The organism is Janthinobacterium sp. BJB301 (genome assembly GCF_002735685.1).
GTDB lineage: Bacteria > Pseudomonadota > Gammaproteobacteria > Burkholderiales > Burkholderiaceae_D > Janthinobacterium > Janthinobacterium lividum.
This window is the reverse complement of record NZ_PDZJ01000001.1, coordinates 1,804,495-1,827,398: the sequence shown is the minus strand read 5'-3', so window position 1 is coordinate 1,827,398 and position 22,904 is coordinate 1,804,495. Positions and strand designations below refer to the sequence as shown.

The 22,904-nt window shown below is 65.6% G+C and carries 20 protein-coding genes; 18 read left to right on the top strand and 2 right to left on the bottom strand.

Annotation, left to right across the window (positions count from 1 at the left end; translation table 11 throughout):
• Positions 1-107 precede the first annotated feature (107 nt).
• The 8 genes from CSQ91_RS08040 (at position 108) to hmgA (ending at position 8,153) form a co-directional block, all read left to right on the top strand.
• Entirely contained in the window at positions 108-1,451 is a 1,344-nt protein-coding gene (locus CSQ91_RS08040; RefSeq protein ID WP_099387923.1) for an MBL fold metallo-hydrolase, read from the top strand.
• Positions 1,452-1,507: 56 nt separating this feature from the next.
• Positions 1,508-2,017: a peptide-methionine (S)-S-oxide reductase MsrA gene (gene msrA, locus CSQ91_RS08035; protein WP_034785801.1), complete on the top strand. Its 510-nt coding sequence runs from the start codon at positions 1,508-1,510 to the stop codon at positions 2,015-2,017.
• A 24-nt stretch (positions 2,018-2,041) separates the two neighbouring features.
• Complete coding sequence (locus CSQ91_RS08030) at positions 2,042-2,851, top strand: helix-turn-helix transcriptional regulator (protein ID WP_099387922.1); 810 nt, start codon at positions 2,042-2,044, stop codon at positions 2,849-2,851.
• 224 nt (positions 2,852-3,075) lie between these two features.
• On the top strand, positions 3,076-3,474 hold the full coding sequence (locus CSQ91_RS08025) for a DUF1842 domain-containing protein (RefSeq protein ID WP_034785805.1): 399 nt from the start codon (positions 3,076-3,078) through the stop codon (positions 3,472-3,474).
• Between the two features lie 140 nt (positions 3,475-3,614).
• On the top strand, positions 3,615-4,958 hold the full coding sequence (locus CSQ91_RS08020; RefSeq protein WP_257217255.1) for an MFS transporter: 1,344 nt from the start codon (positions 3,615-3,617) through the stop codon (positions 4,956-4,958).
• Between the two features lie 16 nt (positions 4,959-4,974).
• Positions 4,975-6,654 carry an FAD-dependent oxidoreductase gene (locus CSQ91_RS08015; protein WP_099387920.1) on the top strand — a complete coding sequence of 560 codons (1,680 nt, stop codon included), beginning with the start codon at positions 4,975-4,977 and terminating at the stop codon, positions 6,652-6,654.
• A 12-nt stretch (positions 6,655-6,666) separates the two neighbouring features.
• Positions 6,667-6,852, top strand: coding sequence for a DUF2783 domain-containing protein (locus tag CSQ91_RS08010; protein WP_034785812.1), 186 nt, complete (start codon positions 6,667-6,669; stop codon positions 6,850-6,852).
• Positions 6,849-8,153 (top strand): homogentisate 1,2-dioxygenase, encoded by a 1,305-nt coding sequence (gene hmgA / locus CSQ91_RS08005; RefSeq protein ID WP_099387919.1) that lies wholly within the window; start codon positions 6,849-6,851, stop codon positions 8,151-8,153. Before CSQ91_RS08010 ends, hmgA begins: the two co-directional genes overlap by 4 nt.
• Before the next feature lie 3 nt (positions 8,154-8,156).
• On the opposite strand, the gene CSQ91_RS08000 is transcribed toward hmgA, so the two are convergent.
• Positions 8,157-9,494: an LLM class flavin-dependent oxidoreductase gene (locus tag CSQ91_RS08000; protein WP_099387918.1), complete on the bottom strand. Its 1,338-nt coding sequence runs from the start codon at positions 9,492-9,494 to the stop codon at positions 8,157-8,159.
• A gap of 158 nt (positions 9,495-9,652) precedes the next feature.
• Here CSQ91_RS08000 and CSQ91_RS07995 point away from each other — a divergent pair, with 158 nt between their 5' ends.
• The 4 genes from CSQ91_RS07995 (at position 9,653) to CSQ91_RS07980 (ending at position 15,954) form a co-directional block, all read left to right on the top strand.
• Positions 9,653-10,846 carry a sigma-54 interaction domain-containing protein gene (locus CSQ91_RS07995; RefSeq protein ID WP_099387917.1) on the top strand — a complete coding sequence of 398 codons (1,194 nt, stop codon included), beginning with the start codon at positions 9,653-9,655 and terminating at the stop codon, positions 10,844-10,846.
• Between the two features lie 244 nt (positions 10,847-11,090).
• On the top strand, positions 11,091-12,170 hold the full coding sequence (locus tag CSQ91_RS07990) for an LLM class flavin-dependent oxidoreductase (protein WP_099387916.1): 1,080 nt from the start codon (positions 11,091-11,093) through the stop codon (positions 12,168-12,170).
• A 34-nt stretch (positions 12,171-12,204) separates the two neighbouring features.
• The gene (locus CSQ91_RS07985; RefSeq protein ID WP_099387915.1) at positions 12,205-13,359 is read left to right on the top strand and encodes an LLM class flavin-dependent oxidoreductase; all 1,155 of its coding nucleotides are present in this window, start codon (positions 12,205-12,207) and stop codon (positions 13,357-13,359) included.
• A gap of 222 nt (positions 13,360-13,581) precedes the next feature.
• Positions 13,582-15,954, top strand: coding sequence for a TonB-dependent receptor (locus tag CSQ91_RS07980; protein WP_099387914.1), 2,373 nt, complete (start codon positions 13,582-13,584; stop codon positions 15,952-15,954).
• A 50-nt stretch (positions 15,955-16,004) separates the two neighbouring features.
• On the opposite strand, the gene CSQ91_RS07975 is transcribed toward CSQ91_RS07980, so the two are convergent.
• A complete protein-coding gene (locus tag CSQ91_RS07975; RefSeq protein WP_099387913.1) occupies positions 16,005-17,057 on the bottom strand; it encodes an ABC transporter substrate-binding protein in 1,053 nt (350 codons plus the stop codon).
• Positions 17,058-17,282: 225 nt separating this feature from the next.
• Here CSQ91_RS07975 and CSQ91_RS07970 point away from each other — a divergent pair, with 225 nt between their 5' ends.
• The 6 genes from CSQ91_RS07970 to CSQ91_RS07945 are packed head-to-tail and all read left to right on the top strand — an operon-like array spanning position 17,283 to position 22,870.
• Positions 17,283-18,032, top strand: coding sequence for a class II aldolase/adducin family protein (locus CSQ91_RS07970; RefSeq protein WP_099388611.1), 750 nt, complete (start codon positions 17,283-17,285; stop codon positions 18,030-18,032).
• A gap of 22 nt (positions 18,033-18,054) precedes the next feature.
• Positions 18,055-19,128 (top strand): ABC transporter substrate-binding protein, encoded by a 1,074-nt coding sequence (locus CSQ91_RS07965; protein WP_099387912.1) that lies wholly within the window; start codon positions 18,055-18,057, stop codon positions 19,126-19,128.
• Positions 19,125-19,973 carry an ABC transporter permease gene (locus tag CSQ91_RS07960; RefSeq protein ID WP_099387911.1) on the top strand — a complete coding sequence of 283 codons (849 nt, stop codon included), beginning with the start codon at positions 19,125-19,127 and terminating at the stop codon, positions 19,971-19,973. The genes CSQ91_RS07965 and CSQ91_RS07960 overlap by 4 nt, the downstream gene beginning before the upstream one ends.
• Entirely contained in the window at positions 19,970-20,734 is a 765-nt protein-coding gene (locus CSQ91_RS07955) for an ABC transporter permease (RefSeq protein WP_099387910.1), read from the top strand. The genes CSQ91_RS07960 and CSQ91_RS07955 overlap by 4 nt, the downstream gene beginning before the upstream one ends.
• Positions 20,727-21,992 carry an MFS transporter gene (locus CSQ91_RS07950; RefSeq protein WP_099387909.1) on the top strand — a complete coding sequence of 422 codons (1,266 nt, stop codon included), beginning with the start codon at positions 20,727-20,729 and terminating at the stop codon, positions 21,990-21,992. Before CSQ91_RS07955 ends, CSQ91_RS07950 begins: the two co-directional genes overlap by 8 nt.
• Positions 21,989-22,870 (top strand): ABC transporter ATP-binding protein, encoded by an 882-nt coding sequence (locus CSQ91_RS07945; RefSeq protein ID WP_092605058.1) that lies wholly within the window; start codon positions 21,989-21,991, stop codon positions 22,868-22,870. The genes CSQ91_RS07950 and CSQ91_RS07945 overlap by 4 nt, the downstream gene beginning before the upstream one ends.
• Positions 22,871-22,904: the final 34 nt, after the last annotated feature.

The window sequence follows — 22,904 nt, the reverse complement described above, 5'->3', positions numbered from 1 at the left end:
GGCGGCGTACCACCAGCAATCCTTCTTCAACCCAAAAGCAAAGTCTGGGGTCGGACCCTCAGGGTCCGACCCCGGTACCCGCTGTTGGGTCTACTCCGATTTCCCCCATGCCCCTGAAAATCTCCCGCATCCTGCACGCCAGCTACGTCTTCGAATGCGAAGGCACGGCCATCGCCTTCGATCCCATCGTCGAAAACCCGTTCAGCCGCAACTGCCACGCGTTTCCGCCCGTGCGCTTCGACCTTGACGCCGTGCGCCGGCTGCGCTGGGATGCCGTCTTCATCTCGCACTTCCACGACGACCACTGTTCGCTCGACAGCCTCGATGTGCTGGACCGCGCCACGCCCATCTACCTGTACTGCGTCTTCGATGAACTGTTCGCGATGCTGCGCGCGCTGGGTTTTACCCACGTGCAGCGGCTGCACGTCGACGTGCCGGTGCGGGTGGGCACGATCGAAGTGATCCCGCGCCGCGCGCTGGACGACGATGTCGATTCGCTGTTCCAGGTGCGCGCGGCCGGGCTGAATGTGCTCAATGTCGTCGATTCCTGGATCGGCCCGGAGACGCTGGCGCAGCTTTCCGCATTTGCGCCATGGGACATGGTGCTGTGGCCATTCCAGACCATGCGCGAGATCGCCGTCATCGCGCCGTCGCAGGCGCAGCCTGGCCCGGTCGACCTGCCGGACGACTGGGTGCCGCAGCTGCGCGCGCTGGCGCCCCGTTACATCGTGCCCAGCTCCTGCCAGTTCGTGCAGGAAGACTGGTCCTGGTACAACCACGCGATGTTCCCGATTACCTACCGCCAGTTTGCGCAGGAAATCGGCGCCGCGCTGCCCCAGGCGCACATCTTCCGCCTCGACCCGTCGACGGCCGTGCTGCTCGACGCGCACGGCATGGCGCCGGCCGCGCCGCTGCCCTGGGTCATTCCCGTGGGCCCGCAAGACGTCGATTTCGACTACCGCCCCGAGGCGCTTGCGCCCGCCACGGCGGACATCGCGCGCCACTTCGCGCCCTTGGACGATGCCGATGCGGTGCTGGTGCTCGATTTTTGCCGGAACGGCTTGCTTGAGCGCTACCGCGACATGGAGCTGCCCGAAGACAGCTATTTCCAGGCCCCGCGTGTGTGGCGGCTGTCGCTGTACGGCCACGACGGCGCGGCCACGGTCCTGCATTACCGCACGCACGGCGATTTGATCGATCTCGTGCCGGACACGGGCGAGGCGCCAGGCTGGACGACGGAAGTGCCGCTGGTGAAATGCCATGCGGCGCTGGTGCTGGGCGAATCGCTGACGTCGATGTACATGCGCATCAACGATGGCCCGTTCGATGCGGCCACGCGGGAAGAACTGATGGAAGCGGACATCGTCGACGACCCCTTGATCCGCTGCCTGTTCAACGACGCCATCGGCGCCTACCAGGCGGCGCAGCTCAAGCGCTTGCTGGCCCGCTGAAGAAAGTCGCGCGACAGAGTAAGATAGCTGCTTCTGACTAGAACGGGAAAGACACCATGGCACAAGACAATGAAACCGCGATCCTGGCCGGCGGCTGCTTCTGGGGCGTACAAGACTTGCTGCGTCGTTATCCGGGCGTGATCGCCACGCGCGTGGGCTACAGCGGCGGCGACGTGGCCAACGCCACCTACCGCAACCACGGCACGCATGCGGAAGCCATCGAGATCATTTTCGACCCGAACACCATCAGCTACCGCAAGATCCTGGAATTCTTCTTCCAGATCCACGACCCCAGCACGCCGGACCGCCAGGGCAATGACCGCGGCAGCAGCTACCGCTCGGCCATCTATTACACCAGCGATGAGCAAAAACGGGTGGCCGAAGACACCATCCGCGACGTCGACGCTTCCGGCCTGTGGCCCGGCAAGGTGGTGACGGAAGTGGCGCCGGCCGGCCCGTTCTGGGAAGCGGAACCCGAGCATCAGGATTATCTGCAGCGCTTGCCGCACGGCTATACCTGCCATTACATCCGGCCAGACTGGGTCTTGCCGCAGCGGCAGCAATAAGCCCGGCGGGCAGGGTAGACGGCCATGCGCTATTGGCAGGTGGAACGGCGGCAGACGGAGGGACAGCTGGATCTGGGGCGCGCCCTCGATCTGGTGGCGGCCATCGGCCATGCCGACGTCAATGCCATGGCAGGCGCCATCCTGAAAACCGCCGGCGCGGCCGCCTCCATCGCCCAGTGCACGATCTTTGCTTATGAGTTTGGCAACCGGCCCCGCACGGTGGCCGTGGCCGACCGGCGCGGCGGACGCTTTTTGCAGGATATCGCCGACAGCTACGCCCGCCATTACTATGCGCTCGACGGCAACCAGAGCGTCATCGCGCCCACGCGCCAGCCGAAGCTCGATCCTGCCATCGTGCTGCACCAGCAAGCCAGCGCCGAAATCCACCATTCCGGCTACCGAGCCGCGTGTTACCAGAAGCCGAATGTGTCGGACCGTTTGTCGCTGCTGGTGCAGCCGGCCAGCGATATCTGGCTGTCCGTCAATTTCTACCGCGACAGCAGCCAGGGGCAGTTCCAGCCCGGCGAAATCGCCGCCATCGAAACCTTGTCGCCGCTGTTCGCCTATGCGGCCAGACACCACTACAGCCTGAGCGGCCAGCCCGCGCAAGGCGTCTCGCCCATGATGCTGGCCCGGCTGCGCCAGCATGGCCCGCAATTGAGCAAGCGCGAACTCGACGCGCTGCGCGGCGTGCTCGAAGGCTTGACGGCCGCGGAGATCGCCGACACCATGGGCGTGCAGCCATCGAGCGTGATCACGTATCAAAAGCGCGCCTATAAGCGCCTGGGCATTGCCAGCCAGCGCCAATTGTTTGCGCTATGCCTAGGGGTATAGGCCGGATAAATGCTAGCGGTGGGCGCATGCTTGGGGCTGCATAAAATTGCCGAAATTCAAGGCAATAATGTGAGCATATTGCTACGAAAATACTGGCTATGCTATCTGCAGAGTGCTGATGTGCCGAAGCATAACGGCCATCGGCAAGGCTGATAGCCAGTGCCTGTCGCGCCCGCGATCTCCGGTATTCATGGCTCAGGAATCATTCCCCGAAGGAGTCCATTGTGTCCTCAACTGAATTGAATGCGGTAGAACACGTCTATCTGATCGCCGGCAATCTGGGCCTGCCTGGCGCCCCCATCCTGAATCTGGCCCTGTTTTACAATCCCGACGACGGCACCGTCAGCGGCGAAGCCCTGATCACGCAATCGGTCACGCCACCGCATGGCCGCGTGGTGATCCGTCCCGTCAGCGGCCCCGTGCATGGCCTGGGCCTGGGCAACGCCACGCGCGTCTTCAGCCTGAGCGGCGAATATGTCGTGTCCGTGCCGCCACCGGCCATCGGCAGCTACCTGGCCAAATTCGAAGCCACTTTTGTTACCGACAACAACTGGAGCGGCCACGGCTCCTTCAGCTATGACCAGCAGAAGGTCAAGAACGTGCCCATCAAGAAACGCGGCTAGTCCTTTTGGCCGATGGTTGTCCCCAAAATGGGGACAACCATCGGCATAGTCGTCTGCATACTGTGTCGCACGCCGGAGCATCCGGCCGCTCTCACCCAATAACAATAGCAAGGGGAGGGCGACACCTTATGGAGACCAGTATGACCATCGCCCACGCGGCCACCCCCGCCACCCCGGCGCCCGTCCTTGACGCGGCCACCGTTCAACTGGAACAGCAAGTGATGCGCAAGGTGTCGCGCCACCTGCTGGGATTCTTGTTCCTGCTGTTCGTGTTTTCCTTTCTTGACCGCATCAATATCGGCTTCGCCGGCCTGACCATGATGCAAGACCTGGGCCTGTCCGGCACCCAGTTCGGCTTTGCCACCACCCTGTTCTACATCGCCTACATCGCATGCAGCATTCCCAGCAACATCGTGCTGGCGCGCATCGGCGCCCGTAAATGGATAGGCAGCATGATGATCGCCTGGGGCCTGGCCTCGACGGCGACCTTGTTTGCCAGCGGCCCGGCCAGCCTGTACGCACTGCGCTTTCTCGTCGGCGTGACGGAAGCGGGCTTTCTGCCCGGCATGCTGCTGTATCTGACCTATTGGTTTCCCAGCGCCTACCGCGCGCGCGCCAATGCCTTGTTCATGATCGCCATGCCGGTCACGGCCGCCATCGGCTCGGCCCTGTCGGGCCTGATCCTGGGGCTGGACGGGCACTGGGGCTTGAAGGGCTGGCAATGGCTGTTCCTGCTGGAAGGCATGCCATCCGTGCTGCTGGGCCTGGCCGTGTATGGCTACCTCGACGACTCTCCCAGCAAGGCAAACTGGCTGGGCAAGCTGGAACAGCAGGTGCTGGCGCGCATGCTGGCGGCCGAGCACAAACCGGTGGCAGCGAAGGGAAAAGGCTCGGTACTGGCGGAAATGTGCTCGCCTACGGTATTGAAATTCGGCATCGCCTATTTTTGCCTGGTGAATACTTTGGCCATGGTGGCCGTGTGGACGCCGCTGATCGTGAAAAGTTTCAGCGGCGACGCCAGCAACACGCAGATCGGTCTGCTGGCGGCCATCCCGCAAGTATGTACCGTCATCGGCATGATCCTGTGGGGGCGCCGCTCGGACCGGATGCAGGAGCGCCGCTGGCACATCGTCTGGCCCATGCTGCTGTCGGCCCTTGGTTGGCTGTTCACCGCGTATTCAGCCAACCCCATCGTGCAATTGCTGGGCGTGTGCATGGCCTCGACGGGCGCTTACACGGCCATGTCCGTCTTCTGGACGACGCCGGACCGGGCTCTGAGCCTGGGGGCGCGCGCCATCGGCATCGCCGTCATCAATGCCACGGGCAATATCGGCTCGGCCCTGAATCCTGTCGTCGTGGGCTGGCTGAAGGATTTGACGCACAGCTTTGCCACGGGCTTGCTGTACGCCAGCGTGCTGCTGGTGGCGGGCGCGGCCATCGTGCTGACCCTGCCGATTGCGCGCGGCGGCAAAGACCATACTTGATCGAAGAGGACCCATCATGAGCGACACGTTCCACCCTTATCCCCATGTGCCGAAGATGTATCCACCCGGTAAACCGGCAGGCGCCGCCACGCAGCGCGTCCCGGTGCTGATCGTCGGCGGCGGTCCCGTGGGCCTGGCCACGGCCCTGGGCCTGGCCCGCCACGGCGTGCGCTCCGTGCTGATCGAAGCGGACGATGGCGTGTGCACGGGCAGCCGCGCCATCTGCATCTCGCGGCGGAGCCTGGAGATCATCGAACGTCTGGGCGCGCTTGACGGATTTCTGGCCAAGGGCTTGCCGTGGGCGGGCGGACGCAGCTTTTACCGCGACGAGGAAGTGCTGCACTTCACGATGCCGCAAGACGCGAACCAGAAGCTGCCGCCCATGGTCAACCTGGCGCAATACCATATCGAGCAATTCCTGCTCGATGCTGCCGAGCGCCAGCCGGAGCTGATCGATATCCGTTGGCAAACGCGGGTCACTGGCGTGGACCAGCGCGCCGACGGTGCCACCGTCACCGTGGCCACGCCCGATGCGACCTACCAGATCGAGGCGGACTGGCTGGTGGCGGCCGACGGCGGGCGCAGCGCCGTGCGCGAGGCATTGGGCTTGAAACTGCAGGGCACCAGCTATGAAGGGCGCTATGTGATCGTCGACATCCACTTGAAAAGCGAGCGCCCGACCGAGCGCCTCGCGTATTTCGACCCGCCGTCGAATCCCGGCTCGACCGTGCTGGTGCACAAGCAGCCCGACGATATCTGGCGCATCGATTACCAGTTGCGCGACGACGAGGATGCGCGGGACTCCGTGCTGCTGGAAAACGTGGCGCCCCGCGTGGACAGCCTGCTGGCCATGATGGGAGAAACGGCGCCGTGGCATCCCGTGTGGATCACCATCTATAAGGCCAACGCGCTGACCCTGGAAAAATACCGGCATGGCCCCGTGCTGTTCGCGGGCGATGCGGCCCACCTCGTGCCCATCTTCGGCGTGCGCGGAGCCAATTCCGGCATCGACGACGCGGACAATCTGGCCTGGAAGCTTGCCTACGTGGTCAAAGGCCAGGCACCGCATGCCCTGCTGGACAGCTATTCGGACGAGCGCGTATTCGCCGCCCGTGAAAACCTGCGACACGGCACGAAAAGCACGGAATTCATGGCGCCGCCCACGTTCGCCTTCGACCTCATGCGCACGGCCGTGCTGGGCCTGGCGGGCAAGCATGCGCATGTACGCTCCCTGATCAATCCGCGCCAGACCAGCGCCATCGCGTATGCGCAATCGTCCCTGAATGCGCCGGAATCGGGTGTGTTCTTCGCTGGCCCCGCGCCGGGCACGGTCTTGCCCGAGTGCCCGCTGGCGCTGCAGCAAGACGGCGCGCAGCAAGCGGGGTATATTACCGATTTGCTCAACCGCAAAGATGGCCATTTCACGGGACTGTACTTCAGCGAGGATGGGTCTGTACCATCCGCACTGGCGGCGCTGGGCGACACCTTGCCGCTGACGACCGTGGCGATCGCCCGCAGCGGGGAGCAAGGGTGCGCCTGGGACCACACGGCGCAGGTATTCTCGCTATTCGACGCGCAGCCAGGCAGTTTTTACCTCGTGCGCCCGGACGGCCACGTGCTGGGGCGTTGGCGGCAGGTGCAGGCGGGGCAGGTGGCGGCTGCGCTGGCGAGGGCCGGCATCGCCCGATCAAAGTAACAAGGAGATAACATGACCGACATCGAACTGGATAATCTTTACACCGAGTTGTGCCACACCATGGGTGGCCTGGGGGAACAGCGTTCGCCCTTGTTCCTGGCCCGTTTCGCCTTGCTGGCCATGGGCGCCATCGGCAAGGCCGACGTGGTGCAAGGCTTGCTGCGCGACGCGGCCGACGGACTGGGGGAGCGCGCATGATAGGCGCCGGCTACCAAAGCGGCTTCGGCAACGAGTTTGCCACGGAAGCCGTGCCCGGCGCCTTGCCGCAGGGGCAGAATTCGCCGCAGCGGGCGCCCCTGGGCCTGTACGCGGAACAACTCTCGGGCACGGCCTTCACGGCGCCGCGCGCGCAGAACCGGCGCTCGTGGCTGTACCGTATCCGCCCCGCCAGCCAGCATCCGCCATTCACCCTGGCTGAAAATACCCGCATCGTCAGCGATTTCCACTCCATGCCGCCTACGCCGCCGAACCAGCTGCGCTGGGACCCGCTGCCGCTGCCAGATAGCGGCACGCCGGTGGACTTCATCGATGGCTGGCAGACCATGGCCGGCAACGGCAGCGCCGAAGCGATGAGCGGCTGCGCCATCCACGTGTACGCGGCCAACCGGTCCATGCAGCGCTTCTTTTATTCGGCCGATGGCGAATTGCTGGTCGTGCCGCAGGAAGGCCGGCTGGCTATTGCCACGGAGCTGGGCTTGATCGAGCTGGAGCCGCAGGAAATCGCCGTCATCCCCCGCGGCGTGCGCTTCCGCGTGACCCTGCCGGACGGCCAGGCGCGCGGTTATGTGTGCGAAAACTTCGGCACGGCCTTCCGCCTGCCCGACATGGGCCCCATCGGCTCGAACGGCCTGGCCAACAGCCGCGATTTCCTCACGCCGCACGCGGCGTATGAAGATATCGACGGCGAATGCGAACTGCTGGCCAAGTTCGGCGGCCATTTGTGGCGCACCACGCTGGACCATTCGCCGCTGGACGTGGTGGCCTGGCACGGCAATTACGCGCCCTATAAATACGATTTGCGCCGCTTTAATACCATCGGCTCGATCAGCTACGACCACCCGGACCCGTCGATCTTCCTCGTGCTGCAGGCGCCCAGCGAAAACCCGTTATTCGGCGCCATCGATTTCGCCATCTTCCCGCCGCGCTGGCTGGCCGCCGAACATACCTTCCGGCCGCCGTGGTTCCACCGCAACGTGGCCAGCGAATTCATGGGACTGATCCACGGCGTGTACGACGCCAAGGCGGCCGGTTTCGTGCCGGGCGGCGCCAGCTTGCACAACTGCATGTCCGGCCACGGCCCCGATGCGCAGACGTTCGAACGCGCCTCGCACAGCGACACGTCCGCGCCCGTGAAGGTGGCCGACACCATGGCCTTCATGTTCGAGACGCGCACCATCCTCAAGCCCACGCCGTTCGCGCTGGACGGCGGCCTGCTGCAAAACGACTATTTCGCGTGCTGGCAAGGCTTGCGCAAGCATTTCGACCCGGAGCAGGGATAGCCGTCACGCGGCCCGCGCCCGCGCCACCGTATGCGGGTTGGCGGGCCGCGCCAGTCCGAGATTGCCGCGCAGGGAGCTGGCCGCATATTCCGTGCGGAACAGGCCCCGGCGCTGCAGTTCCGGCACCACCAGCCTTGTAAATGCCTCGAAGCCTTGCGGCAGCAGCGGCGGCACGACGTTGAAACCATCCGCCCCCCGTTCCACGAACCACTGCTCCATCAGGTCGGCCACCGTCCTGACGGAGCCGATGGCTTGCAGGTGACCGCGCGCGACCCTGAAGCGCAGCACCAGCTGGCGCAGGGTCAGGTTCTCGCGACGGGCAAGCTCCAGCTGCTGCTGGAAACGCCCCTTGCCGTTCTCGCCCGCCTGGTAGGGCAGGTCGGGCAGGGGGCCGTCGAGCGGATAGCCGGACAAGTCAAAACCGCCAAATTCCAGGTTGCTGAAGTCGACCAGGTCCTGCAGTGCGCCGAATTGATCCTGCGCCTGCTGGTCCGATTCGGCCACCACCACCGACAGGCCCGGCGTCACCTTCAATTGATCTTCGGCGCGGCCATACTTTGCCATGCGGCCCTTCACGTCCGCGTAATACGCCTGCGCCACGGGCAGCGACGTGGCGGAGCAGTACACCATCTCGGCCAGGCGCGCGGCAAATTCGCGCCCTGTCTCTGAATTGCCCGCCTGGACCAGCACCGGGTGGCCCTGCACGGGGCGGGGCAAGTCCAGCAAGCCTTGCGAGGCAAAATATTCGCCGTTGAAGTCCAGCGCATGGCCCGCTGCCGGTTGGTAGAACTGGCCGGCGGCGCGGTCTGGCCGGTCGAAGGCATCGTCATCCCAGCTATCCCACAGTGCCCTGGACAGGGCGACGAATTCGTCGGCCCGCGCATAGCGCTCCGCATGGCTGCGCGGTGCATCGATGCCGAAATTGCGCGCCGTATGCTCGCCAAACGATGACACGACATTCCAGCCCGCGCGCCCGCCGCTCAGGTGGTCGAGCGAACTGAATTTGCGCGCCACGTGGTACGGGTGCTCGTAATTGGTGTTGACCGTGGCGATCAGGCCGATATGGCTGGTGACGGCGGCAATCGCCGACAGCAGGGTAAACGGCTCGAACGGCAGGCCGATGGCGGCGCGGCCAGTCTCGGGCGTGACGTCGCCGGCGCGGCCGATGAAGTCGGCGATGAAGAAGCTGTCGAACTTGGCCGCCTCGGCCAGCCTGGCGGCGCGCAGCCACCAGGCCAGGTCGGGCCGGCCGCTGGCGCTGGCCGATGGATGGCGCCAGGCGGCCGGATGGTGGCCGTGGCGTTGCAAAAAAACATTCAGGACAAGCTGGCGTGCTGGCATGGGGAGGTGCTCCGTGGTGCGCAGGCGACATTGCCTGCTCCCCAGCCTGAGCAAACTCCGGGCCAGCATGGGAGCAGCGCCTGCATATGCAAAATCCGGATAAGCTAGCGCGGCACCATTCGTTCACGCCTGGAGATGGTGCGCGGTATAGTCGGCTCATGGAACTCTTAGCCCACAACTTCAGCAGCGATTTCGCGCGCAGCGCCCACCTTGCCCGTGGCGCCGGCGATGACGGCGACAGCGAGGCGCTGGTCGCCTTCCGCGACCCGCAGCAAATGAGCTTGCTGGTGCGCGCCACGGCCTTTGTCTTTGCCGACCCCCGCTCACGCCAGCTGCACGAGCTGATCGAACGCATCGCCCCCAGCGAGGCGACGGTGCTGATCACGGGCGAGACGGGGACGGGAAAAGAACTGATTGCGCGCCACGTGCATGGCTTGAGCGGGCGCGCCGAACAGACCTTCGTGGCGATCAACTGCGGCGCGTTTTCCGAAACCCTCGTCGAGAGCGAACTGTTTGGCTATGAAAAAGGCGCGTTTACGGGCGCGCAGCAGGGCAAGCCCGGCTGGTTCGAGACGGCCAGCGGCGGCACCCTGTTCCTCGATGAAATCGGCGACCTGCCGCTAGCGATGCAGGTCAAGCTGCTGCGCGTGCTGCAGGAGCGCGAAGTGGTGCGCCTGGGCGCGCGGCGCGCCATTCCCATCGACGTGCGCCTGATCGCCGCCACGAATGTAGACCTGGCCGAAGCCGTGCGGGCCGGGCGCTTCCGCGAAGACCTGTATTACCGCTTGCAGGTGATCGGCCTGCCGCTACGCCCCTTGCGCGAGCGCCCGGGCGACATCATGCCGCTGACGCGCCATTTCATGGCCATCTATGCGCAGCGATTGCACCTGGGCGAGGTGGAGCTGGGCCCCGACGCGCAGCAAGCCTTGCTCGCTTATCCATGGCCGGGCAATATCCGCGAACTGGAAAACGTCATCCATCGCGCGCTGCTCGTGTGCCGCAGCGGCGTCGTGCGCGCCGAGGACTTGAGTTTGTCAGGCTGGCACAGGGCGCCTGCTGCAGCACCGGCCGCTATACCTGTTCCAGACGCCTGGGCCGGCGGTGCCGATATCGCCTATGCCGCCCACGGCGCGTCCGGCCAGGACGATTTATTGGCGGCCGAGCGCTTCGCCCGCGCCTGGCAAGCCTTGCTCGACTCGGGCGAGGCAGTGGAATTCGAAGCAATGCAGCAGGAACTGGTGCGCGCTGCGTGGGAGCGCAATGAGCGCAACCAGGTGCGCACGGCCAGGCACCTGAACCTGAGCCGCAATATCCTGCGCACCTTTTTGAAAAAGGCGGGCGCCATCGATTAGGCGGATGATGCACCTCCCGGAGCCGGACCCGCAGCGATGCGGCTCCGGCTTTTTTCATGGCTGCTGCACGCGCAGCATGCTGCTGCCCTGGCTGCAGCCGGTTGCTGCGTAAGCAGCAGCTTCGGGCGTCGATGGGTATCCAGCGCATGGCATGTTTTCTGCGAGGAGGGAAGGGCAGGCCGCTGCGCGCAGGTATCCAAGGCGCATAGCGGTGTTTTCTTCGACCCACGACAGGAGTCCATGCATGACCATAGAATTCATCTGGCAATTGCCCACCAGCGGCGATGGCCGTTACGCGGCACCCGGCATCACGCGCAGGGGCGAACGGGCCGCTGGCGCGCCCAGTCCCCTGCAGGCGGGCGTGAGCGACCCGCGCGGCGCGCGTCCGCCCTTCAATTATTTCGATTACCTGCACCAGATCGCCCGCGCGGCCGATCTTTCCGGCTTCGACGGCATCCAGATACGCCACGATACGCAGGGCGATGAAAGCTGGATCGTCGCGGGGTATTTGGCGCGCAGCACGCGCCATTTAAAACTGATCGCCGAATTCGACGCCGCCTGGGGTTCGGCCGTGTATGCGGCAAAGAACGCCGTCAGCTTCCAGCGCTTCACGGGCGGACGCTTCGCCTGGCAGATCGGCCATGGCGGCGATGCGGCAGCGCGCCGGCGCCAGGGCGATGCGGCGCCGGAGGCCGACATCCTGCCGCGCATCGATGAATTCATCACGGTGGCGCGCGGCGTGCAGAATACGTCGCCGTTCAGCTTCAAGGGCAAGTTCTTCGAAGTGCAGGACGGCGGCTTCAAGGGGCCGCTGGCGAACCATCCCGTCAACGGCATCTATCTGACCGGCGAGTCGCCTGAAGCGCTGACCTTGTCGGCACGCCAGGCCGACGTGCACGTGTTCGATGCGGCGCCGCAGGCGGATTTGCAGCCTGCCATCACCAGCCTGCAAGCGCAGGCGCGCCAGCTGGGCCGCGCCGTGACGGCGGGTTTGCGCATCGACGTGCTGGCGCGCGAAACATTCGACGAAGCCTTGCGCGACGCGCGCCGCTACCGCAGCGGGGCAGGGCTGACCGACGATGCGCCATTCGACGGCAGTGCCGCAGCCTTCTGGCCCGGCTTTGCGCAAGCGCAAACGGGCGCCCGCGGCGCCCTGGTCGGCAGCTATGCACAGGTCAGCGCCGCGCTGGAGGCGTATGCGCAGGCCGGCGTGTCCAGCTTCGTGCTGGCGGCCATCCCCCATTTCGAGGAAGCCTACCGCATCGGCGAGCACGTGCTGCCCCGCGTGCGGGCAGCGTTGCGCGCGCAGCTGCAAGCGGCTTGAGTTCCTGTATCCAACCTATTGAAGGAGTACCTGTATGGCTATCGATTTCTTCTGGCGCATCCCCACGCATGGCGAACCGAGTTCGCATCGCGCCCGCACGCCGTTTCGCGGCGACTGGTTTCCCGGCAATGACAACTTGCGCCAGTCCGGCCTCGGTGGCGGCGGCGCCGACGGCTTTACCTACATCGACTACCTGGCCGAGATCGCCCGCGCCGCTGAAATATCGGGCTTCCAGGGCGGTTTGATCCCGTCCTTCCCCATGACGGACGAGCCGTGGGCGATTTCTGCGCTGCTGGCGCGCGAGACGAGCACCTTCCGCTTCATGATCCCGTTCCAGCCCGGCTTTTTGAATCCCGTGGTGGCCGCGCGCATGACGGCCAGCCTGCAGCGGGCCACGGGCGGGCGCGCCCTGTACAACGTGATCACGGGCGGCGGCGGTCCGGCGCAGCTGTGGTGGGGCGATTCGGCCGGCCACGACGACCGCTACACGCGCACGACGGAATTTCTCGACGTGGTGCGCGGCGTGTGGCGCGGCGGGCCGTTTTCCTACCAGGGCAAGTTCTACCAGGTGGAAGATGCGGGACTGGCCACGCCGCTGTCGGAGCAGGATTTCCCCGAGATCTATTTTTCTGGCTCGTCCGATGCGGCCCTCGGCTCGGCGTCCAAGCACGCTGACTACTACCTGACGTGGCTGGAACCGTTCGAGCAGCTGCGCGAGAAATTCGCCCGCGTGCATGAAAAGACGGCGCTGCTGGGCCGCAAGATCAAGTGCGCCGTGCGCGTCGACATCGTGGCCCGCGCCACGGAAGAAGAAGCATGGGACGAGGTGCGCAAGGGCTTTGACGCCGTCGATCCCGCCACACTGCGCCAGTTCCTCGGCGCCGATGGCGGCGACTCCGTGGGCGCGGCGCGCCAACGCGGCAACCGCCCGACCACCCTGAACAGCTACAAGGACTTGATCACGGCGCCGAACATCTGGTCCGGCTTCAATCTGCTGCGCGGCGGGCAGACGCAGGGCATTGTCGGCAGCTACCAGCAGGTGGCCGAACGCCTCGACGAACTGGTGCAACTGGGCGCCGACGCCTTCATCCTGGCCAGCACGCCGCACCTGGAAGAAGCCTATCGCGTGGGCGAAGAAGTGCTGCCCCTCGTGCGCGGGCATACGGCGGCACTCTTGCGCGCCGCCTGAGGCATTCCCCTGTTGCCGCGACAGCAGCGCCACCGCCTGCTGTCGCGCAGGCAGCACGCGGCAGCGCCGCTGCTGCCAAATCAACAGCACTATCATCACGATAGTCTTCCTTTGAAATCAATCACTTGACTTCCATTTTGCTGCGCTGCGGCAGCGGGCATGCCCCTTGCAATACCAGTCATCACCATCTCGCGTTTTGACTTTACTCAAGGATAATCACCCATGCGCCGTTCGACTGCCCCCGCCGCCTTCTCCCCATCTTCTCTTCATTTGACGCCAGTGCGCCGCGCGCTGCGCTCGGCCTTCGCCATCGGCGGGCTGATGCTCGTCCACGGCATGGCGCATGCGGAAACGCCTGGCGCCGATGTCATTGCCGCGGCCGACGCGAACGGTGGGGGCGAGGGCGCCTCCCTGCAATCGGTGACGGTGACGGCGCAAAAGCGCGAGGAATCGGCGCAGAAGGTGCCGAGCGCGATCACTGTATTGGGCGGCAAGGAGCTGCTCGATACGGGCATCGGCCGTTCGGCCAGCGAAATCCTCAACTACGTGCCAAACGCCTCGGCCGGCACGCAGCAGCATGGCCGCCCGCGCTGGTGGATACGCGGCGTCGGTGCGGGCCAGCAGCAAATCGATTTTCCGAACCCCGTCGGCTTCTACCTCGACGACGTCTACATCAGCAATTCCAGCGCCACGGGCTTTCCCCTGTTCGACCTGGACCGGGTCGAAGTGCTGCGCGGGCCGCAAGGCACCTTGTGGGGCAAGAACACGACGGGCGGCGCCATCAACGTGATTTCGCGCAAGCCCTCGTTCAAGTCCAGCGGCTACGCCAAGCTGGACTACGGCAGCTACGACACCAAGCTGGCCGAAGGGGCCATCGGCGGCGCGCTGGTCGACGAAGTGCTGGCGGGGCGCCTGTCCTTCCACACGGAGCAGCAGGACAAGGGCCGCTTCCACAACCAGTTTACGGGCGAGCGCGATGGAAAGCTCAAGGATAGCGCCATCCGCGGCCAGCTCAAGGCCCTGATCGGGCGCGACCTGACGGCAAACCTGAACCTGCATTACCGCGACTACACGACCAAGGGCGCCACCACCACAGTGGCCAGCTATGGCGCGAATGGCGTCTACCGCAACGGCTACATCCCCAGCACCAATCCCGATGACGTGAGCACGAATGCGCCGGCCGACAGCGACGTGAAACAGGGCGGCGCGCAGCTGAACCTGGAATACGCGCTGGGCGAGCTGACCCTGACGTCGATCACGGGCTATGAAAACTTCCGCAACGAAGCCACGGGCGACAGCGACAATACGCCGCTGGAAGTGGGCCGCAGCCGCTCGAAGGCCAGCAGCCGGCAAGTGTCGCAGGAGCTGCGCCTCACATCGCCGCAAAACGGCGCCGTGAGCTGGGTCGCGGGGCTGTTCTACTTCAATGAAAAGATCGATTCCGATTCGGCCGGTGCGCGCCTGCCCAACGGCACCGTGCCGGCGCTGGCCGGCAGCACGCAGCCCGTCGGCTACAACCGCACCATCTACCAGCACAAGGCGCGCAGCGCGGCCATCTTCGGCAGCACGACCGTCAACTTCAGCGAGCAGTTCCTGTCCACGTTTGGCTTGCGCTGGACGACGGAAACCAAGGATCTCGATTTGCGGCGCGTGCAGGCCGCATCGAACACGGTGACGTTTGGCGATGCGGCCAACTGGTGGAACACGGTCCGGGGCGGCAATTACGCGGCCGCCTCGGTGGCCAACAACAATTTCACGTCGAATCCGTCCACCACGTGGAATGCGCTGACCTACGACGTGACGCCCGAATACCGCTTCAGCCGCACCCTGCGCGGCTACCTGAAATACGCGCACGGCATCAAGTCCGGCGGCTACAACACGAGCGCCACGGACGTGCGAGCATTGAATACGGTGAAGCCGGAAACCCTGAACTCGTTCGAGGCGGGCATCAAGTCGGAATGGCTGGATGGACGCCTGAATTTCAACGCCAACGTTTTTCACTATGATTACAAGAACGTGCAGGTCAATATCACGGGCGTGTATAACGGCGACCCCACGCAAAGCGTCAATTACCTGCAAAACGTGCGCAAGGCCCATGTGAATGGCGCGGAATTCGAGATCGAGGCGCAGCCGACGGACAACCTGCACATCAACGCCAATATCGGCCTGCTGCGCACGGAATTCGACGATTTCGCCATCCAGAACAATGGCGGGGACCGCTCCGGCAATGAATTCGTGCGCTCGCCCCACGTGACGGCCCTGCTGGCGGCCGATTACCGCTACCCGCTGGGCAATGGCGCGCAGCTGGTCTTCAGCGGCGACGTGCGCTATACGTCCAGGCAGTACTACTATGTCGACCCGCAAAGCGACGCGCGCGGCTTGCTGAACCAGGGCGGCTTCGCGCTGGCCAATGCGCGCCTGTCGTATGTGCTCCCGGGCGGCAAGCACCGCATCACGGCGTATGCGAACAACCTGGCCGACAAGGTCTACCGCAACCATACGCTCACCAGCTTCGTGCCGGGCGCCGTCAATGGCGACACCGTCATCATCGGCCAGGGCCGCACGGTGGGGGCGTCGTACACGATCCAGTTCTGAGCGTGGCCGCCTGATGTAAAAAGGCCGGCGAATTCGCCGGCCTTGTGCTTTTATGCCGCCGCTTGCAGCAGCGCGTCCAGCCGCCGCTGCGCTTCCGCCAAAGGCCGGCGGTCGATCCACGCCTCGATATCCACGTCGCGGTCGAGGAAACCGTGCTGCAATTGAAAATCCTTTTGCTGGCGGAACAGCGCCACCTTCTCGTCGGACAGGTCGGGCGCCAGCGTCAAATGAAAACCGTCGCGGTAGGCTTCGGCCACGGCGTCGGCCCCGGCCCGCGTCTCGCCCTGCAGGATGGCCAGCACGTCGGCCTGGTGGCTGCGCGCCCAGTGCGCGGCGCGCAGGGTTTGCGTCAGGAAGCGCACGACCAGTTCGAAATGCTGTTCCAGCATCGTTTCATGCACGGTGATCGGGCGTGGCGTGCCGTTGTTTACGCGGAAGCGCCGGTCGGGCAGGGCGTCGATATCGATGCCCACTTCCAGTCCCGCCGCGCGGGCCGCTTCGGCCGCCGCTGCGCCTTTCACGTAGACGGCGTCGACCTCGCCACGCAGCAGCGGCGCGATGCCTTGCCACAGTCCCGCACCCAGATTGGCCGATGCCTGGGCGTCGGCGCCCACTTCCACCAGTTGCACATCGTCGAGCGTGAGGCCGGCCGACGCCAGCACGCCCTTGTAGCCGGCCAGGCTCATGCCGCGCGCGATGCTGCGCCCGCGCCGGTTCTCGCGCAAGTCCTCGGCGCGGAACACGGGCAGCGCCAGGCGCTTGCCCTGCAGCTGCGCGGGCTTCGTGATGCCGGAACCGGGGCGCACGAGGATGGCTTGCCATTCATCGATCCACGTCAGGCCGATCAGGCGCGTGGGCGCCCCCTGCGCGCGTGCCGGCAGGGCCAGCAGGTTGCCGCCTTCGCGCACGAGCGTGGACAGGCCGTGGTCGTAATGGTGGCGCGCCAGTTCGCCGCCCACTTCCTGCAGGGTTTTCAGGGCGATGCCGTCGCGGGCGAATTCCTCGTCCAGCCAGCCCAGTTTATAGGCCAGGCCCGTGGCCGTGGGCACGGGGCAGCGGGTGAACCAGACGGTATCGACAGCAGGGGATGGTGCGGTGGTCATGGGATTCCTTGGTGGTGGGTGGAGCCTTGAACCGTGCAGGAAACGTGCCTGCGCCGCTTGCTGGTTTGCCGACAGCGCGTGCGCACGCCGCTGCTGCCTCGCCAGCAGCCGCTGTTGCGCAGGCAGCAGGCCTCCACCATTTGACTGGCCGCGGCGCTGGCACGCGTCTTGCGAAAGTAGAGGCAGGACTGACCCGTATCCCAACCTCAAAGAATGGAGCATGACATGACGGACGTGGCACAAGCGGAAGCACAACAAGTACAGGTGCAGGAATTGACGGCGGCCGAACTGGCCTTCGTGGAGCAGGTGCGCCGCGATGCGCAGATCGCTTTCGACGGCTTGCGCGAAACGGGCAGCCTGACGGCCAACGGCACGGTGGGTTTCGTCGAGCGCACGCCCGGTGGCGACAAGGTGGTGGTGGTCAACGATCCGGGCCCGTTCCGCCGCGGCCAAGCCCTGAAGGCGGCCGTGCTGGCGCTCGATGGCACGGTGCTCGTGGGCGACGCGAACAACGGCGGCGCGCGCTATCTGAAACTGTTCCGCGAGCGGCCCGAGGTCACGTCGATCTCGCACGTGCATTCGCCGTCGCTGGGCGCGTGGGCGCAGACGCACCGCACCCTGCCGATCCGCTACGTGCCCGTGCAGCGCTACCAGCTGGTGCGCGAAATTCCCATCTATATCGACCGCCGCCAGCCCGAAGTCGATTTCATCCTCGGCGAAATCGCCCGCAACACGCATGCGACGGCCATCCTGGAAGCGAACGGCGGCGCCACCGTGTGGGGCAAGCAGGGCTTGCTGAAGCTGGCCGAGTTCATCCTGCTGCTGGAAGAGGGCGCGAAGATCCAGATCGCGGCCGAAGCCATCGGCGGTTCGCGCGATTTCGGCCCCGGCGTGCTGCTGCAGCAATGGAAGATGAGCAAGCTGATCGACACGGCGCGCGCGCTGTCGCTGCTGCCCGCCACCGACCTTGTGTAACCCTTTCACGAACAGGCCCGCAATGTCATTGAAATTCTTACGTTTGAGCTGGCGCAAAGTGCTTGCCGCCGCCGTGGCGGCCAGCCTGCTGGCGCCAGCGATGGCCGCCGCCGCCGAAGCACTGCCGGCTGCCGTGCGCATCGCCGTCGTGGCCCGCACGGCGCCATCCGGCAAGACCGTGTTTGCCGGTTCGGCCGCTCAGGTGGCGTCAACGGGCTGGCTGGCGGCCGAGCTGGGCAAGCTGGGCGTGAAGCTGGAGTGGGTGCCCGTCACCACCAATTCCGTGGCCACGCAAGTCAACGAAGCGTTTGCCAACCGTTCGATCGACCTGGCCCAGTATGGCGACTTGCCGTCGATTATCGCCAATGCCTCGGGCTTGCAGACGCGGCTGATCCTGCCCGGCGGCAGCGCCAACAACACCTACCTCGTGGTGCCGAACGGCTCGACGGCCAAGTCGATCAAGGATTTGAAGGGCAAGAAGATCGCCCTGCACCGTGGCCGGCCGTGGGAATACCCGTTCGCCCGCTTGCTGGAAGCGAACGGCATGACCTTGCGCGACGTCAAGATCCTCAACCTGAATCCGCAGGCGGGCGCGGCAGCCGTGGCGACGGGCGGCGCGGATGCCTTCTTTACGCTCAGCGACGCTTTCCTGCTGGAAGATAAAAAGGTGGGCAAGATCATTTGGTCGAGCAAGGCGCCGCCGCAGGACTGGAAGATGCGCGCCGAACTGTGGGCCGACAGCGGTTTCCTGCAACGCTGGCCGCAACTGGCCCAGCTGGTGGTGACGGCGTATGTGCGCGAGCACCACCGGGCCGCCGGCGCCGGCGGCGAAGACGAATACGTGCGCGCCGAGGCGGCGGCGGGCCAGGTGGAAAGCGTCGTGCGGCGCGAACTGGCGGGCGACCATACGCCATGGCAGGCGCGCTGGTCGCCCCTGTTTACGGCCAGCCTGCGCCAGCATTACGTGGGCGAGGCGGCATATGCGAAGAGCGCGGGCCTGATTGCGCGGCCCCTGCAAGTCGACAGCCTGTTCGCGCCCCAGTTCGTCAACCAGGCGCTGGCGCAGCTGAAATTGCAAACGTACTGGGCGCCATGACTTCCCTCGCCATCGCCTTGCCCCGCGCCCCTGCGCCAGCGCGTGCGGCCTCCATCCCCTGGCTGCGACGCTTCGTGCGCTCGCCCTGGTCCGTGTGGGCCTCGCCGCTGGCCTTGCTGCTGTTGTGGACGGCGGCCACCACGTTCGAGTGGATGCCTGCGCACATCTTGATGTCGCCCTGGCAAGTACTGCTGACGGCCCGCGACCTGGCCGAAAGCGGCGAACTGGGCCAGCACCTGGGCATCAGCCTGTTTCGCCTGCTGGCCGGTTTCGGCCTGGGCGCCAGCTGCGGCCTGGCCTTTGGCGTCGTGCTGGGCCTGTCGCCTGGCTTGCGCAGCTACGTCGACCCCACGTTCAACGTCTTGCGCCAGTTGCCGACGGTGGCCCTGATCCCCCTGTTTATCTTGCTGTTCGGCATAGGCGAGAGTTTTAAAGTGTTTATCGTGGCCAAGGCCAGTTTCTTCATCGTCGCGCTGGCCGTGCATGACGCCATCCGCAACTTGTCGCAGCGCTACTTTGAGGTGGCGCAAGTGTATTGCTTCTCGCGCTGGCAGCGCATCCGCCTGATCGTCTTGCCAGCCATCGTGCCGGCTGCGCTGACGGGCATGCGCATCGCCCTGTCGCGCTCGTGGATGGTGCTGGTGGGCGCGGAATTGCTGGCCGCCGACAGCGGCCTGGGGCAGATGATGGAAATGGGCCGCCAAATGTTCCGCCTCGACGTGGTGATGGTGGGCGTGGTGCTGACGGGCGTGATCGGCTTCGGCCTGGACCGGCTCTGTCATGCGCTGGAAGCACGGCTGATGCGCTGGAAACGTAGCGGCGATGGCAAGGGAGGCGCCGCATGAAGCAGCGTTTGATACTGTTCATAAAAGGCGCGCTGCTGCCGCTGGCCTTGCTGGGCGCCTGGCAATGGGCTTCCGGCCAGGGCGCGGCCGCCGCCTACATCTTTGTGTCCCTGGGCGACCTGGCGCACAGCCTGCGCGACTTGCTCGTCACGGGCGAGCTGTGGGTGCATTTGCAGGCTAGCCTGGGCCGCACCCTGGCCGGCCTGCTGCTGGGCGGCAGCGCCGGCATCGTCACGGGCGCGCTGATGGCGCAGTCGCCGCTGGCGGACCGGCTGATCGGCCCGCTGTTCCACAGCATCCGCCAAGTGCCGCTGCTGGGCCTGATACCCTTGCTGGGACTGTGGGTGGGCAATGGCGACGGCGCCAAGCTGCTGGTGATTGCCATCGCCGCCTTTTACCCAACCGTGCTCAACACGTATGCGGGCATGCGCCAGGTGGAAGGACGCTTGCGCGAAGTGGGGCAGGTGCTGACCCTGACGCGCTGGCAGACCCTGCGCCAGATTCTGTTGCCGGGCGCCATGCCGGCCATTGTCACCGGTGTCACGCATGCGCTGGCGTTTGCCTGGCTCGCTTGCCTGGGCGGCGAACTGTTGTTTTCAGCCGGTCCCGGCATGGGTTCGTTGCTGCTCAATGGCGAAGTGTCGGGCCGCATGGACGTCGTCCTGCTGGCCGTGCTCGTGATCGCCTTGCTGGCGCAGGCGATGAATGTGGCGTTTGCGCGCCTCGCGCACCTGCTGGTGAAGGGGCGCAGCAGTGAGTGAATCCCTGCCATTCCAGCCAGACGCGGCTGTCAGCGCCCGCGAAGGCGAGCTGCGCGCCTTCTTGCTGCGTTTTATCGGCCTGACCCTGCTGTCGGGCGTGACCATCGGCATGAACAAGGTGCTGGCCACCTTGCTGGGGTTACATTTGCACGTGAGCAACTTCCAGCTGGCCGCGATCAGCAGCGCGGAAACCCTGGCCATGGCGCTGGGTACCATTCCGGCCGGCTACATTCTTTCACGCGGCAACCCGAAGCATCTGTATGCGGGCGTCAGCCTGAGCCTGGCGCTGGCCTTTTGCGTGCTGCCGTGGCTGCCCGGCTGGCAATGGGTGGCCTTGCTGATGTTTCTCGTCGGCCTGTGCATCTCGCTGCGCATCGTGGCCATGAGCACCGTGTTTCTCGTGCGCCTGCCGGAACTGGGGCAGGGCAAGGCGGGCTGGTACAAGGGGACCTTGATCCTCGGCATGCAGTTCCTCGGCCCCTTGTGCGGCAACTACCTGATCGCCCAGCTGGGGCTGAAGGCAGGCTTCTTGATCTCGGCCGTGATGTTCGCCATCCTGGCCGTGCTGGGCTGGCAAGTGCTACCGAGCAATACGGCGCCGCGCAAGCTGGAAGGCCAAGCCTTGCTGCCCGGCGCGGCCAGCTTGCGCGAACTGTTGCGCCTGCCCATCGTGCGCGTGACTTACCTGTTCGAGATCCTCGCCAGCTTCACGGCGTCCAGCGTGGGCGTGTTTTCCATCCTGCTGGCCATCCGCGTGCTGCACTGGCCCGCGCATCATTCCGTCTGGCTGATGGCCGTGCAGGGACTCAGCTGCGTGCTCGTGCTGCTGTTCCTCGGGCGCTTCGTGCTGGCCAGCCGCTACCGCGAGCAATTGTATGGCGGCGCCCACCTGGCCATCATGGCCGCCTTGCTGATCCTCGGCTTGTGGCCCAGCAGCATCGCCTACCTGGCCGCCTCCGTGCTGCTGGGCCTGGGCCTGGGCGTGAATAACCTCGTCAATACAGACAATATCGCCCGCGCGCCCGTCGACAAGGCCAGGGTCTCGGCCCACTTGACCCTGTTCGGCATGGTGGGCGGCACGGCCGGCGCGCTGGCGGCGGGCCGCCTGGCCGACATGACGGGCTTGCGCAATGTATTCCTGATCTGGCTGGCGCCGTGGCTGGCCGCCTGGCTGGTTTTCCACGGCAGCCGCTGGTTGCGCCGGGCGCCGCCCGCCGCCATTCCTTCCCTCGCCCCCACCGCAGAAAGTGCGCCATGAATGATTTCGTTTCCCCTTCGGCCTTGTCGCCGCAACAGCAGCATCTGAGCGGCGGCTTGCAGGTGCAGCACGTGAGCAAGTCGTTTTCGCTGAAAGGTGCGCCGCTGCTGGTGCTCGACGATATTTCGCTGACGATTGCTCCGGGCGAATTCGTCGCCATCGTCGGTGCGTCCGGCTGCGGCAAGTCCACCTTGCTGCGCCTGCTGGCGGGCCTGGACACGGACTACACGGGCTTGCTGCTGCACGATGGCGTGCCCATCCGTGGCACGGACTTGCACCGGGGCCTCGTGTTCCAGGATCACCGCCTGTTTCCCTGGCTGACGGTGCAGCAGAACGTGGCCGTGGCGTTCAGCAATACCCGTGTGCCCTTGGCCGAGCGCGCATCGCGCGTGGCGGCGGAAATTGCGCGCGTGGGCCTCGACGGCTATGCGGATGCGTATCCGCATCAATTATCGGGCGGCATGTCGCAGCGGGCTGCGATTGCCCGCGCCCTCGTGGGGCGGCCCGACGTGCTGCTGCTGGATGAGCCGCTGGGCGCGCTCGACGCGCTGACCCGCTTGCGCCTGCAGCAGGAACTGCGCCGCCTGTGGCAGGACGAGGGCATCACCATGGTCATGGTCACGCATGACATCGATGAAGCCGTGTACCTGGCCGACCGCATCGTCGTGCTCGATGCGCGTCCGGGCAAGGTGCGCCGGGTGCAGGACGTGCCGCTGGCCCACCCGCGCCAGCGGGGATCTCCGGGCTTTGTCGCCATCCGCGACGGCTTGCATGCGGATTTCAGCGACCTGGACGACACGCATGCGCCCGTGGCGCAGGATGTAGATCCCAGCAGCTCATGGGATGGCAATGAATGGGCGCGCAGGATGGCGCTGTAGTTTCCTTTTTGACCGGTCCACCCACTCTGGAGAT